Below are 15,461 nucleotides of genomic sequence, written 5' to 3' on the forward strand. Positions count from 1 at the left end.
AAAAATAAGCTTTAAGTTAGGAGGTTAAATTGGAAAAAATTATAGGTATTTTGGGTGGAAGTGGACAAATTGGTAAAAGATGCATTGATATATTGAAGCAAAAAAATTATTCAATTCTTGCCACCTATAATCAAAATTACGTCCCAGATGATAAAAATTGTAGATATATGAAATTAGAAGTTAGTGATATAGATGCTTTAAGGGAATTCATAAAAAAATGCGATATTATTTTAAATTGTGCGGGAGCTTCATTTATTAATGGAGAAAATATAGCAAGAATTGCTAGTGATTTTGGCGTTCCTTATATAGATCCATCAGGAGAATCTTTTTTAGAAGATAGACTGGAAGATATTAAAAATAAAAATCTATTTATTTTGTCTGCTGGGTATTTTCCTGGCTTAACGGGATTAATGTTAAAATATGTTGCAGAGCATTTCGAAGTTCCCTTAATGATTGAGGGATTTAATATAAGCAATGAAGTACCGAGTTATTCAGCGATTGAGGATTTCATATTAACTAATTTATCTGGTTTCGGAAAATCTTTAAGTAGTTATATTGATGGGGAAGTAATTAATAATAATTGTTATAAGACAGAAGAATATAAAAACAAAAAATATAAAATGTATAACTATTTAACCAATGAGATATTAAGAGTAGCTAAAAAATATAATTTAAAACAAGCTAATTGGTACAATTGTTCATTTTCAAGTGAAATTTTAAGTAAAATGCAAATGATTGTACAAAAAATGCAACAAAATATTTATATTGATAACAAGAAAGACATAGATGAAATTTTAAATTACTTTAAGAAAGAGGTCGGAATAGGTAAAACATACAGCTATTTAAATATTTGTGGAAGGGGGAGAATAAATGGGAGAACTTCATCAGTTGAAATAAGTATTGATAGCTCATCAAGTAGTGAAATGAGTGCTATTGTGTTGGGTTATACAGCAATGTCAATTTTAGAGAATACATTTAAAAACGGTATATATTATGCTATGGATATCATAAAAATTGATAGAATTATACAAGACATTGACAGTTTAAATATCAATTACAGTATAAATGAAAAATTTGAAGGGGAAAATTATTATGAAAGTGAATTATAATTTAAATATTGTTGGAGACAAAACAAACAAAAAGATTTTGCTTATTCATGGTGTGGGATTTAGTTATGCAAATTGTTTTAAGAGTATTATTGCTAAACTCAGTAAAACATATTGCATTATATCCCCAGAATTACCTGGACATGGAAACAATACACTTGGAAGGTTAAGTTCAGTAGAGGATGTTGCTGAAGATTTAGAAAAATCATTGATGCTTGAAGATATAGTAAATATAGAATGTGCATATGGGATTTCATTAGGAGCAAGTATTGCATTACAAATTTCTTTGAATAAGAAAATAAATGTTAATAACTTAATTATCGATGGTGGTCAGTATGAGAGCATGGGAGAAATGATTGAACCATTTTCAAAAGTTATGGCAGAACAATTTGATAATTTAAAAAACGGAATTCATTTAATAGAAGATGTGAAAAAAGGAATGGGTTATGGAGACAATGATGTTATAACTTTGAAACATATGATGTATCCTTTTATTACAAGAGATACATTATACCAAGCTTTTAAGATGGCATATAAATATGATATTAAAAATAAAGTTGAAAAGCTTACAATGCCTGTTTGTATAATGTTTGGCAAAAAAGAAACTTATGCAAGCAAATATGTCGATTTAATCAGGAGTAAATCCATAAGTGATGTAAGAGTTGTTAGTTTTGATAATGTAGGACATGCTGAAGTATTAGGATTAAATCCAGAGCTAATTATAAATGAAATTGAAAAAGTCTTATAGGATACATTAATATATTGGAGGGGATAATTCTGAGATTAAATAAAATTGATATAATAGAAAATGTCCTTGAAGGATATATGTTTTCTGAAAAAAAGGTTACTGATGAATGTAAAATTTATACAATTGAAAATTCTACTGGCTGTGGCGAAATGCGCTGCTACAATTTATTTGAAGGTATTCAATTATCTTATAATATCCTAAATATGGAGACAGCATATCAAAAAATAAATCCTAAAAGCGGGGTTTTAGAAATAGATCATTGTTTAGAGGGATGTTATGAGTTTAAACTTGAAAATAATGAACGCGCTCTGATAGGTAAAGGCGATCTAAGTGTAATCGAAATAGGTAAAGTTCCTTTTGAAGATTCATGCATACCAACAAAAAAATATGTGGGACTTTCAATATTTATTGATATTGAAAAGGCACAAAAATCTATTGATAAATACTTTCCGTACGCAAAAATTGATTTGTTAGAAATAAAAGACCGTTTATGTAAAAATGGTGCAGCTTTAATTATTCATTCACGTCATGAGATAGACCATGTTATTAGTGAACTTTATAGAGTAGATTCTAGAATAAGACTTTCTTATTCAATTATAAAAACAATAGAGTTGTTATTATTTTTAAATTTAGTTGAAAGTTCAGATACATTTAAGTTAACGTCTTTTTCAGAACCAGTATATAAAGCAACTGTAGAATCATATAAGACGATTTTAAATAATCCTTTTGAAAGATATTCTATTTCTGATTTATCAAAAAAATATGCTATTTCAGAATCCAGTTTGAAGAGATGTTTTATATACATAACTGGAAGCTCAATAGGTAATTTTATTAGGGAAAATTGTTTAGAAGCCGCTGCTAAATTATTAATTCATAAACCCTTAATGTCGATAGGAGAGATTTCTGATTTGTCAGGATATTTGAATCCTAGTAAATTTTCTGAGTCATTCAAAAAACATTTTGGGCAAACTCCTCAAGAATATAGAAAAAAATCCATCTGACCTTTTTAGAGCAAATAAAGAGCTGTCAGGTTATAAAGAAAATATCCATCTTACTTTATAATAAAGTTGAGATGGATATTTTTTTGTAAATATTCTCTATACACATTCTATGTACATTTTATTAATTAACGGAGGTGTTTTATGAACAATAAAAAAATGACTACAAAAGATGTAGTAACAGTAGCTATTATGATTGCTTTATTTTATGCAATTTCTATTGTTATTGGAATGAGTATGGTTGCTGTTCCAGTTGTATATATTTATGGTACTGCTGGAATTGAAATGTTTATAGGAGCTATTTTCTACTTAGTAGCAGCTAACAGACTTAATAAACACGGGCTATTATTTATATGGATATTAATTTATGGTCTTATCACAGCAGCTATGGGTTATGTGTTTATGCTTCCATATTTTATTGGACTTGCTATTTTGTGTGAAATAGTAATGATAGGCAAAGATACTTATATAAATCCAATAAGAAATATGATTGGCTGGAGTGTTTATGGTGCTGGTATGTTCATGGGAATAGGAGTTCCATGTTGGATAGCTTGGGAATCTTATCAAAAGCAAGCTTTAGAGAGTGGGTTTGCAGATAAGACATTAACATTGCAATATAATTTGGTATCTTCACCAAAACTACTATTATTAGGTGTAACAATAACCGTTATATTATCTGCTTTAGGTGTTTTGTTTGCACAAAAAATTCTTAAAAAGCACTTTAAAAAGGCGGGTATTTTAGAGTAAATGGAGATATATGGGAAATGAAAATAGAAAAAATAAGTGGAATAACTTGTCTTTTTTTAACTATTATTTCCTGTATGGTGTCAATATTTACAAAAAGTTACTATATGCATGCTCTGTTTGTAGGATGGCTTTGTATGCTTTTAGCATATTTTGGTTTTATCAAACAGAGCATAATTTATTTTATGATATATAGTTTTACTACATTTTGGTTATTAAAAATGATACCTAGTGGTGTAGTTATAATTTCACCAATGCTTTTGGGAATGTTGTATAAATTCATAGTTCCAATCATGGCAGGATTTTTAACTTTTAAGATACCATCAGGAAAATTAATTTCAATATTTCACAAATTAATGTTGCCACGAAATTTTGTACTTATATTAACGGTAATTATTCGATTTGTACCAACAATTGCTGGGGAATTTAGAACAATAAAAGAAGCTATGAAAGTAAGGGGATTTACAGGTAACTTTTTTCATATTTTATCAAATCCTTTGAGGACTCTTGAATATGCTATAGTTCCTTTAATTTTTCGTTCTATAAAAGTAGGAGATGAATTATCAGCAGCAGCGATTGTTAGAGGAATTGAAAACCCAATAAAAAGGGATTCATATTATAGTAACAAGTTGTGTAAATTAGACATAATTATAATAACTGCAAGCTTTGTTTTATTTATATTATGTCTTATATGAGAGGTGCATCATTGAATAATAAAGTTGAAATTAGGAAATTATCTTTTTCGTATAATAGCAATAAAGATGAACAGTTGAAAGATATAAATTTAGACATTAAAGATGGTGAATGTTGTGTAATTATAGGGGAGTCGGGATGTGGCAAGTCTACTTTGACAAGAGCTATAAATGGATTAATTCCAAATTTTTACGAAGGAAATTTAGATGGAGAAGTATTTATTGATAGCAAATCTATCAAAAATTTAAAATCATGGGAGATAGCAAAGTTAGTCGGTAATGTATTTCAAGATCCTAGAAGCCAATTTTTTGCCAATGAAGTTAATGGAGAAATTGCATTTGGACCGGAAAATTTGGGATATAAGCGTGATGAAATAATAAGAAGAGTAAATGAATCAAGTGAGAAAATGAATATTGATAAATTGTTAAATAATAGGATATACAATTTATCCTATGGAATTAGGCAAAAAGTAGCAATTTGTTCAGCGAGAGCTATCGAACCATCTATATATGTATTTGATGAACCATCTGCAAATCTTGATTTGAAATCAATATATAAATTTTCAAAACTTATAATGGACTTAAAAAACGAAGGGAAAACTATAGTAATTGTTGAGCATAGGTTATTTTATTTAAAAGGAATAGCTGATAGGTATTTATTGATACAAAATGGATCTTTAACAAATAGTTATAAAGCAGAAGAATTTGAAAAAATTAGTTCAAAAGACTTAAATGCATTGGGCTTACGCTCAATAAATCTTGATGATATTGTTGTAGATGACCACAAAGTTAAAGAAAAAGAAATTAGTAGTGACAATTCTTTTGATTTTGAGGTGAAAAATATTAGTAAAAAATATAAAAATAATTTCGTACTAAAAGATGTGTCACTTAAATTTGATAGCAATGAGACTATTGCTTTAGTAGGAATAAATGGAACAGGTAAAAGTACACTCGGTAAAATTTATTCTGGGATTCAAAATCAGACTGATGGAGAAATAAAGATAAATGGACTCAAAGCTAATAAAAAGATGAGGTTAAGCAAAGTGTGGTATATTCCTCAAGATTTAGACTCTCAATTATTTGGGGAAGATTTGATGGATGAATTATTAACTGGGTTAAAAAATAGAGAAGATTATATCACGAAAGCAGAGGAACTTTTAAAAAAAGTTGGATTATTTGATATAAGAGATAAGCATCCAGCAACTTTATCAGGTGGTCAAAAACAGAGATTGGTTCTATGCGTAGCTATGTTGAGAGAAACACCTTTTATTATATTGGATGAGCCGACATCAGGGCTTGATTTCAGGAGTATGGATAAGGTGGGGAGATTAATCAAAGAGGAACAAAAAAAAGGAACAAAATTTTTGATAATTTCTCATGATATTGAATTTATAGCAAAGACGTGTGATAGACTTGTAAAACTAGAGAATGGGATAATAACAGAAGATTTTTATATTGATAATATAGGACAGCTGTTAAGAGCTATGGAGGCTAAATAATTTAGGAGGTGCGTAATGGAAGTTTTAAAAAAGCATATAGGACAAATTTTATCATCAGTTATTATTGCAGTAATTGGTGTTTTTTGTAGTGTTGTACCATATTTTGCTTTAGCTAAGATTACTCAAAATATAGCAATTAGTAATACAGATTTAGAATTCTATATAAGACCAATTTTGCTTATTTTAGGTGGGTTAATAGGAAGTGTTATTTTTCATGAGATTTCAACTTTAATTTCTCACAATTTAGCATTTCGCATAATAGAGGATGAGAGGAAGAAACTTGTAAGAAAAATTAATAGATTATCAATGGGAGAGATTGAAAAACGATCTAGTGGAGAATGGACTCAGTTTATGGTAGAAACTTTGAATAAAATTGAGCAACCGATAGCTCATGTTATTCCTGAAGTAATAGCTAATCTTATCATTCCAATCGCTTTAGTAGTTATTATTTTTATAATGGATTGGAGGATTGGAATTGCAAATCTTATTACATTACCACTAGGGGTGTTATTTTCAATTCTAATGATGGGTGGATATGAAGAAAAATCACGAAATTATCAAGAAGCCGCAAAAAACATGAATACAACAGCTGTTGAATATATTAGAGGTATTCAAGTTATAAAGGCATTCAATAAATCTGCATCATCATATGGAAAATTTGTAGATGCTGTAAATAGTAATAGAGACAGTATGCTAAATTGGTATTTAAGTGTTTGTTTCTATATGACAGCAGCAATGGAAGTTTTACCATCAACTTTATTATTTGTTTTACCAACTTCTTTATACTTGTATATGAATGGAAGTATTGAAGTAGGCAATCTAATAATGTGTGTTTTATTATCTTATGCCTGCTACAAACCTTTGATTAAAGCTATGAGTCATATGGATACTATGGCGAATGTAAGAGTTGTAATAGATGAAATAAAAAATGTTATGGAGTTACCAGAGTTAGAACGAGGTAATGGAGAGGAAAAAATAAGATCATACGATATTAATTTTGAAAATGTATGTTTTGCCTATAATGATAAGAAAAAAGTTTTTGATAACTTATCATTTAGTGCAAAAGAAAATAAACTTACAGCTATTGTTGGTTATTCTGGCGGTGGAAAATCCACTATTGCTAAGCTAATTGCGGGATATTGGAATATTAATAAAGGAAAAATATCCGTAGGAAATGTAAATCTTAAAGATGTTTCTCTTGAAAAGAACATGGAACTTGTAACCTATGTATCACAAGAAAATTATCTATTTAGAAAAAGTATTATAGATAATATGAGAATGGCAAATCAAAATGCTAGTATTGAAGAGATAAAAGACGCTTGTAAAAAAGCTTCTTGTCATGACTTTATTATGAGTCTTCCTAATGGATATGAAACCATAATTGGAGAATCTGGGAGCAACTTGTCTGGAGGAGAGAGACAAAGACTTACAATAGCAAGAGCTTTGCTTAAAGATAGCCCAATAGTTTTATTAGACGAAGCTACAGCATATTCTGATCCAGATAATGAAGCTGAAATTCAAAAATCTATAGATGCATTAGTTGAAAATAAAACGGTTATTATGATTGCTCATAGGCTTTCTACAATAATAGGAGCCGATAAGATCATAGTATTAAACAATGGGGAAATTGAAGCAGAAGGAACTCATAAAGAACTTCTTGGAAAAAGTGAAACATATGCAAAAATGTGGAAATCACACATAAGTTTATCAAACGATAGGGGTGAGTAAATGAAAGAATTAATTCACAAGTTATATTGGGTCGCTGGAAAAGAATCTTCCAAAATTAGCAAGATGTTTTTCTTTGAAGTATTAAAAAGTATATTTGAAGGAATATCCCTTGGAGCTACAATGTTGCTTTTACTTAAAATATTTCAAAATATATTTGAAGGAAGAAATATTACACAAGAAGACATCTATGTCGTATTTGCAATAGCTCTATTAAGTGTAGTAGGGAAAATATTATCTAGTTATATGGCTGATAGAAATAAATACATCGCAACTTACAATATGGGAGCAGAAAATAGGCTATATATAGGTGATCAGCTAAAAAAAGTGAATATGGGATATTTTAGCAGTAATCGCCTTGGAAACATTTCAGGCGGATTAACCACAGTTATAGGTGAACTTGAAACCGTAGGAGTTAATATAATAGAAACTTTATTTGTGGGAGTAATTCAAACTATAATAATGGCGATATTTATGATTCCGTTTGATATAGTTACAGGTTCTATAATTTTAGGAACTTTATTCTTAGGAATGTTATGCAATGTTATCTTTCAAAAGAAATCAGATGAGTTGACTAAAAAATTACAAGCGTTAAAAATAAATCTAAACGCATCTACTTTAGAGTATGTTAAAGGTATTAGCGTTATTAAGTCGTTTGGAAAAAGTGGTGAAATGACTAAAGAATTGGACAGAGAGATTTATAAAAATAGAAGAGGCTTTATAAATGTTGAAAAAACTGTAGCACCTGCTGCTTTGATATTTCTAATTATATTTAAATTAGGGATTTGTCTTATTATATTTTCAGCTATTTATAGATTTTGTATAGGAGAAATTGATCACTATAAAGCTGTAATGCTTGTAGTGTCTAGTTTTATTGTTTTTTCTGGTTTTGAAATGGCTGGAAGTATGCAAAACGTTAGAGGAATAGCTATACAAAACTTGGATTCAATTGCTAAACTTAGGAATTTACCAACAATTTCAGAAGGCACAAGAACAAGCTTTGAAAAAGGAGATATAAATCTAAAGGACGTTGACTTCTCATATGACGAACAGAACTTATTTAACCGTTTAAATTTAGATATTCCAAAAGGTAAGACTACAGCAATTGTAGGTGGTTCTGGAAGTGGAAAAACAACACTTTGTAATTTGATAGCTAGATTTTGGGATGTAGATTCTGGAGAAATATTGATTGATGATAATAACATAAAAGATTTTAGGTATGACAATCTGTTATCTAATTTCACTTTTGTTTTTCAAGACGTCTATTTATTTGATGACACTATAAAAAACAACATTAAGTTCGGAAATCCAGAAGCTAGTGATGAGGAAGTTATTAATGTTGCTAAGCAAGCACAGTGTCATGAATTTATTATGAAGTTGTCAGATGGTTATGACACAGTTTTACAAGAGGGTGGTTCAAATTTATCTGGAGGAGAGCGTCAGAGAATATCTATAGCAAGAGCAATGCTAAAACCAAGCAGAATTGTTATTCTTGACGAAGCTACTTCAAGTGTAGATCCAGAAAATGAACAACAACTTATAACTGCTTTAAACAATTTGTTAAAAGATAAAACTGTAATTGTGATTGCACATAAACTTGAAACTATTAAAAATGCTGATCAAATTGTTGTTATGGATAAAGGAAATATTGAAAGTATTGGTAAACATAAAGAGCTTATGGAAAAATCACACATATACAAGAGCTTTATTGAGAAAAGAGAAAAAGCTACTGGTTGGAAAATTGAATAAAATTTAATAGAGGATGATTTTATGAAACAAGATATGAAAGAACAATTATTAACAAAAAGACCTATAGATTTACTTTTTCAATTATCTATCCCTGCTGTAATAGGAATGATAGTAATAGGTCTTTATCCACTAATGGATGGAATTTTTGCAGGAAATATTATAGGACAAACAGCAATGACAGCTTGTGGTGTAGCTATGCCACTTACCTTTTTCAATAGTGGAGTATCTACACTCATAGGTGTAGGTTCAGCATCAGTTTTATCAAGAGCTATAGGAAAGGGTGACCAAAAAACAGTTGATAAAATTATGGGGAATTTAATCTTTTGGGTTATTCTATTCTCATCAATTATTACAATAGGCGGAATTTTACTTGCACCACATTTTTTAGATATGGTTGGAGCAAGTGGAGAAATTAAAGAATATGGTATCAGATATTTACGAGTAATTTTCATTGGTTCTTTATTTGTAAACTTTACTCAATCAGCAAACATGGTTATGCGTGGAGAAGGATTAATGAAAAAAGCAATGCTCATTATGGGGTTAGGGGCTTTTTTAAACATAATTCTTGATCCCATTCTAATGAAATTAATGGGAAAATATGCAATTGAAGGGGCTGCACTTGCAACTATTACAGCACAATTTGTTCAAGCGATAATAACACTCCATTACTTCAAATATAAAAGTAAAGCAGTAAAAATAAATAAAATTAAACCTGATCAAGAAATAAAAAAAGAAATGTTTGGCGTAGGGTCATCTGCTATGATGATGCAAATTTTATTTATGATTCAACAAACAATGCTATATAAAATGTCATTTAAATATGGCGGAGATACAAATGCTATCTTGATGGCAGCAACACTTAGAATATATGCCTTTTCATTCATTCCACTTTGGGGAATGAGTCAAGGTTTACAACCTGTAGTTGGTACAAATTTTGGAGCGAAAAAATACGACAGAGTAAAAGAAGCTATGAAAGTATTTTCTATCGGAGGATTGGTTCTTGCATCAATATTTTGGATACCAGCATTAGCATTTTCAAAGAATATTCTTTCTTTATTTGGAGTAGAAGAAAGTATTATAACTCAGGGAATAGGGAACTTTAGACTATTTTATTCTATCTTTATCCTATATGGAGTAATGGTAATGACTATAACATTCTTCCAATCAATAGGAAACGCTAAAAAAGCTGGCATAATAGTAATGCTAAGGCAGTTATTTTTATTCGTACCTGCTATGATTATTTTGCCAATGATATTTGGAGTTAAAGCAGTATGGTTTGCAGAACCCCTTGTAGATTTAATTATGATAATAGCTGGTGTAGTAATGATGTTTGGGGAATTAAATAGGATGGATAAAATTAGTTTGAAAAATTCAAGTAATGAATAATAAGTGGGTTTATTTAAAAGAATGGAGGGAAATATGCAAATAAATATAATTAAAGTAAATTTACCTTTTTTCTTTGGTTTACGCTGTTTACAAGTTAGATAACTCAGTTAAAAAATCAAATACAATTACTATTAGAAAGAGTTTCTTTCATTTTAGAGGACTAACCATGCCCAAGAGCAGGAGTCCTCCTTTTTTTGTATGAAAACATAAAGACAAAAAAAGAATGGAGGAAACATAAATGACAAAAGAATATTACCTTTATGTTGGTGGGCAAAAAATCAAAGTAAGCGAGCAGATATACAAAGTCTACTGGCAAGAAAGAGAACATGAAAAATATTTAGAGCAGGTGGACAAGAAAAAACACTTGCTCTTTTTTTCGTCTCTAAATCATGATGGGAATTTTGAAAATAATCTAGAAGATAAAAATGTTGATGTAGAAAAAGTTGTAGCTACACAAATGATGATTGAAGCACTAAGAAATGCTATGTCAAAGTTAAATGAGGAGGAACGGGAAATAATTGAAAGATTATATTTCAATGATGAAACACTTCGTGCAGTAGCAAAGACTCAAAATATATCACATCCTGCTTTAATAAAAAGACGAGATAAGATTTTAGAAAAACTAAAGAAATTTATAGAAGAATTATAATTTCTGGTTACCAAAGAGGGCAAATTTTCCTTTATAAAGTGAGGGGAATTTTGTCCTCTTTTATAAAAAAAAGAAATTAATAGAAATTTGAACCTTGACAACTGAATAGACCAAGACAGGACATTAACCATTTGTGGAGCTTTATAATTTCTTCGCCATGACTTTTCTGCTGATAAGGATTTCGGTTTAAAAAAATACTCTAGTTAAAGGAAGGATATAAGAAAACGAGCGACAAAAAGAAATTATATATTTAGCCTAGGAAACTGATGCATTGAAGCAAATGGGGATAATGATACTTCTACAGTTGTTGCCGGCTCATCTTGAAAAGGGGCGGTGGTGAAATTCCAATGTCGTGACCTACACGCCTGTTAATGTCAAAAAACTTAAAAATATTAAAGGTAAGGAGAAGATATTATGTGTGATGAACATAATATAAATACAGAAATGAAAACAGATAAAAAAGACAAACAGACGATAAATCAAATTGATGGTTGGAATATAGAAGTTAAATTTAATGAAAATGGATTTAGCTTAGAAAACTTAGTAGAGGAATACATCAAAGAAAAATTTTCTGTCTATTAGGGGCTGACAAAAAATATAAGGAGCGTTATAATATTTTCGTGGAAGCCTAACCTTGGTTTGATTTATTGTATGTAAATTGAATTAAAGGAGGCTTTTTTATGTTTAAAAACAATTCAGCAAAAGAAAATTTGGCAGTTATGTATTTAAGATTATCAAAAGAAGATGGCGAAAAAACAGAAAGTAACTCTATATCCAATCAAAGAGAAATTATAAACTCTTATGCAAGAAGAAATCAAATTCCAATAGTCAAAGAGTATGTAGATGATGGATATTCAGGTGCAAATTTTGATCGTCCCAATTTTAAAGAAATGATAAAGGCTGCCTATGATAGAAAGTTCAATACAATTATTGTAAAGGACTTATCGAGATTCGGAAGAGATTATATAGAAGCTGGAAAATATATTCAAAGAATATTTCCGGAAAACGGTATAAGATTTATATCAGTAAATGACAATTACGATAGTAAAAGTGCAGATATAAACGATACACATCTTATACTTCCTATAAAAAACTTCATCAATGATAGTTATTGCCGAGATATTTCCAATAAGGTAAAAAGCTCTCAAAAGATAAAAAGAGAAAAAGGAGACTTTATCAGTGCTTTTGCACCTTATGGATATAAAAAGTCTGAGGAGAATAAAAACAAGTTAGTGATTGATAAAGAGATATCGGATATTATCAAAAATATATTTGATATGAAACTCTTGGGATATTCCTCAAAGGCAATTGCAGATGAACTAAATCATTTAGGAGTTTTAACTCCAAGAAAATATAAAGAAAGTCAAGGATTTAAGTGTAATGGATTTCAAAATACAAAAGGTGGAACTTGGTCAGCAAAGACAGTAAATAGAATTATAGAAAATGAAGTATATATTGGAAATACTTTACAAGGAAAGAGTGTTACTCTAAGTTATAAAAATAAAAAGCAGATAGTAAAAGAGAAAGAAGAATGGATAAGAGTAGAAAATACCCATGAATCAATAATAAGTAAAGAAGTTTTTACTATTGCAAATACGATCTTGAAAAGAGATTTGAATAACTCTCGTGGAAAGAACAAAATTGATATTTTTACAGGAATGCTTTTTTGTAAAGAATGTGGAAGTTCTTTGATTAGAAGGACTGTAAAGTATAAAGAAAGAGAAGAGATATTCTATATCTGTTCAAAGTACAACAAGGAAAAATCTTGCACAAGACACAGCATAAAAGAAGAAACCTTGATAAAAGCAGTATCTAAAATAATGAAGTCCTACATTGAATTTAATGAAAATCTATATTCTAAAGTTCAGCGTATAGATATAAATAAAAATTTGAAAGACAATCAAATTCCCATACTAAAACGAGAAAAAGCAATGACAGAAGAACTCTTATCTTCCCTATACCTTGACCTAAAAGAAGATGTTATTAGTAAAGAAGAATATCAACTTTTTAGAAAAAACTATACAGAGAAATTGACTAAATTAGATGAAAGTATCAAGTATAGATTGAAAAAACAGGAAGATACTAAGGAGAAGATTGACAAAAATAAGAGTTGGATCATCGACATTAACAAGTATAAAAATTTATCTGAAATAGATAGATTGTCTGTTGTGATGCTTATTGATAAAATTTTTATTTCTGAAGATAAGACGATAGATGTTAGGTTTAATCATACTGAAGAATTGTCTTTACTTGAAGAAATGACAAAAATGGATAAGTCTGACATTAAAGCTAACACTATAAAAAAGAAAAGTATCGATATAATCAGGAAGTCAAAAACTATACCCACTGTTATGAATAAAAGTCTTGTAAGTTCTGAAAGTGAGGTATGCTATGGCTAGAACAAAAAATAGGCATATATCACAATCAGAAACAGAAGTTGGAAAAGTGATTGAAAAAATATACATTGCCGGTATTTATGCTAGATTATCACAGGAAAGAAAGGAAGCTTACAGGGATAAAAGTAATTCACTTGAAATGCAGGAAGAACTTTGTATAAATACTGCAAAAGAAAAAGATATAAAGATTTTAAGAGTATACAAGGACTATGAATATTCTGGAACAAATTTTAAAAGACCTGCATTTATTGAAATGATGGAAGATATCCGAACAGGTAGGATAAATTGTATCATAGTAAAAGATATGTCAAGGTTTGGTAGAGAGTATTTAGAAATCGCAAACTATATCGAAAAAGTATTTCCATTTTTGGGAGTTCGATTTATTTCCGTAAATGATAATCTGGATACCAAAGACGGTATAAAATCAGATCAGAGTTATGAAATAGCAATAAAAAATATCTTCAATGATTTATACGCAAAAGATATTTCAAAGAAAATAAAAGCCTCTAAAGAAATAAAAATGAAACAAGGGTCTTTTATAGGAGCAATGGCTCCGTATGGCTATAAGGTTGATAAAATTGATGGAAAAAGAGTTCTGATGATGGACGAAAAGGCAGCAGATGTAGTAAGACTTATCTTTTATATGGCAAGTCAAGGTAAATCCAATATGCAAATAGCAAGAGAATTGACTAAAACATATACGACACCTGATGAATACAAGAGAACAGGTAAAATTTTTAAGGATAAAGAAGATACAAAACAATGGGATATTTCTTATATATCAAAAATGCTTTCTGATGAAGTATATATTGGGAATTTGATTCAAAGAGTATACTCAAATAGACATGATCCAAGTAGGAAAAGTAAGTTTCGTGATAAAGAAGAGTGGATTATAACTGAGAATACCCACAAAGGGTTAATAGACAAAACTACATTTGAAAATATCAGAGAGATAAAGGAGAAAAAACAAAACTATCTACCTTACCATTCACTGAAAGACATAATAAAAGACGGAAAAGAAAATGTTGGAGTAAAAATTCAAAGAGATTATAAAAAAGAAGGAAAGTATGACGACCTCATACAATGCAGTGTTTGTGGTAGAAATTTGAAAAAACAATATGGACCACGAGGACTGAAATATCATGATGAGATTTGCTATTGCTATTATTGTAAAGGTGGAGACAGATTAAAATTAGAAAAATCTCATGTCAGAATATATGAAACAGACCTAGACAAAATTTTAGTAGATACCTTTAAAAGACTGTTTTCAAGCTTTTATAAAAAGGATAAAAGATTACAACTAAAAATATATTTAGAAAATATAAGTGCTGAAAAGATAAATCAAGTTTCTATAAAAACAGATGTAAATAATAAAAAGATTGCTTCTCTTAGGATCAATCTACAAGAACAATATGAAAACTATGTTAAAGGAGAGGCTCTTTTAAGTGATTTTAAAATAGAAAGTAAAAAAATAAATAATCAAATAAAAACCTTAAAAAATGAGTTAAAAGTTTTTGATGAAAGAATAAGAAATATAAAAAAGAAAAAAAGAGAAATTATAGAATTTATAGATGTACTATTTTGCTGCTTGGATGCTAAAAGCATAGAAGTTGATAAAGAATTGGTCGATACATTAATTAGCCATATAGAAATATCAGAGTATAAGCAGGTTACCATATATTTTAAGTTTAAACTTGATAAAGATGTGGGAAAGCAGTTGGAGGTAGAGCATGAATAAGATAGCTATATATTTAAGACTTTCTGAAGAA

At 29.3% G+C, this 15,461-nt stretch carries 13 protein-coding genes; all 13 read left to right on the top strand.

Annotated elements, in window-relative coordinates:
• The first annotated feature begins 29 nt into the window (after positions 1–29).
• The 13 genes from L6651_RS09245 to L6651_RS09305 all read left to right on the top strand — a co-directional run bounded on the left by L6651_RS09245 (position 30) and on the right by L6651_RS09305 (position 15,430).
• Positions 30–1,109 (top strand): NAD-dependent epimerase/dehydratase family protein, encoded by a 1,080-nt coding sequence (locus tag L6651_RS09245; protein ID WP_216549832.1) that lies wholly within the window; start codon positions 30–32, stop codon positions 1,107–1,109.
• Entirely contained in the window at positions 1,093–1,854 is a 762-nt protein-coding gene (locus L6651_RS09250) for an alpha/beta fold hydrolase (RefSeq protein ID WP_237037657.1), read from the top strand. The genes L6651_RS09245 and L6651_RS09250 overlap by 17 nt, the downstream gene beginning before the upstream one ends.
• Positions 1,855–1,868: 14 nt before the next feature.
• On the top strand, positions 1,869–2,855 hold the full coding sequence (locus L6651_RS09255) for a helix-turn-helix domain-containing protein (protein WP_019132967.1): 987 nt from the start codon (positions 1,869–1,871) through the stop codon (positions 2,853–2,855).
• Between the two features lie 141 nt (positions 2,856–2,996).
• A complete protein-coding gene (locus tag L6651_RS09260; RefSeq protein ID WP_001060382.1) occupies positions 2,997–3,599 on the top strand; it encodes an MptD family putative ECF transporter S component in 603 nt (200 codons plus the stop codon).
• 17 nt (positions 3,600–3,616) lie between these two features.
• Positions 3,617–4,291 (top strand): energy-coupling factor transporter transmembrane component T family protein, encoded by a 675-nt coding sequence (locus L6651_RS09265; RefSeq protein WP_000687642.1) that lies wholly within the window; start codon positions 3,617–3,619, stop codon positions 4,289–4,291.
• 11 nt (positions 4,292–4,302) lie between these two features.
• Entirely contained in the window at positions 4,303–5,787 is a 1,485-nt protein-coding gene (locus L6651_RS09270; protein ID WP_235821481.1) for an energy-coupling factor ABC transporter ATP-binding protein, read from the top strand.
• Positions 5,788–5,802: 15 nt separating this feature from the next.
• Positions 5,803–7,515: an ABC transporter ATP-binding protein gene (locus tag L6651_RS09275; protein WP_007891092.1), complete on the top strand. Its 1,713-nt coding sequence runs from the start codon at positions 5,803–5,805 to the stop codon at positions 7,513–7,515.
• Positions 7,516–9,261, top strand: coding sequence for an ABC transporter ATP-binding protein (locus tag L6651_RS09280; protein WP_006701969.1), 1,746 nt, complete (start codon positions 7,516–7,518; stop codon positions 9,259–9,261). It begins immediately after the preceding gene.
• 21 nt (positions 9,262–9,282) lie between these two features.
• On the top strand, positions 9,283–10,647 hold the full coding sequence (locus tag L6651_RS09285; RefSeq protein WP_060458958.1) for an MATE family efflux transporter: 1,365 nt from the start codon (positions 9,283–9,285) through the stop codon (positions 10,645–10,647).
• A 238-nt stretch (positions 10,648–10,885) separates the two neighbouring features.
• Positions 10,886–11,296, top strand: a complete 411-nt coding sequence (locus tag L6651_RS09290; RefSeq protein ID WP_237037658.1) for a sigma factor-like helix-turn-helix DNA-binding protein — start codon at positions 10,886–10,888, stop codon at positions 11,294–11,296.
• A gap of 414 nt (positions 11,297–11,710) precedes the next feature.
• Positions 11,711–11,878 carry an aminoacyl-tRNA hydrolase gene (locus tag L6651_RS09295; protein ID WP_237037659.1) on the top strand — a complete coding sequence of 56 codons (168 nt, stop codon included), beginning with the start codon at positions 11,711–11,713 and terminating at the stop codon, positions 11,876–11,878.
• 98 nt (positions 11,879–11,976) lie between these two features.
• The gene (locus L6651_RS09300; RefSeq protein WP_237037660.1) at positions 11,977–13,695 is read left to right on the top strand and encodes a recombinase family protein; all 1,719 of its coding nucleotides are present in this window, start codon (positions 11,977–11,979) and stop codon (positions 13,693–13,695) included.
• Entirely contained in the window at positions 13,688–15,430 is a 1,743-nt protein-coding gene (locus tag L6651_RS09305) for a recombinase family protein (protein WP_237037661.1), read from the top strand. The genes L6651_RS09300 and L6651_RS09305 overlap by 8 nt, the downstream gene beginning before the upstream one ends.
• The last annotated feature ends 31 nt before the right edge of the window (positions 15,431–15,461 follow it).

The sequence above is a fragment of the Mediannikoviicoccus vaginalis genome (assembly GCF_928097925.1).
Classification (GTDB): domain Bacteria; phylum Bacillota; class Clostridia; order Tissierellales; family Peptoniphilaceae; genus Mediannikoviicoccus; species Mediannikoviicoccus vaginalis.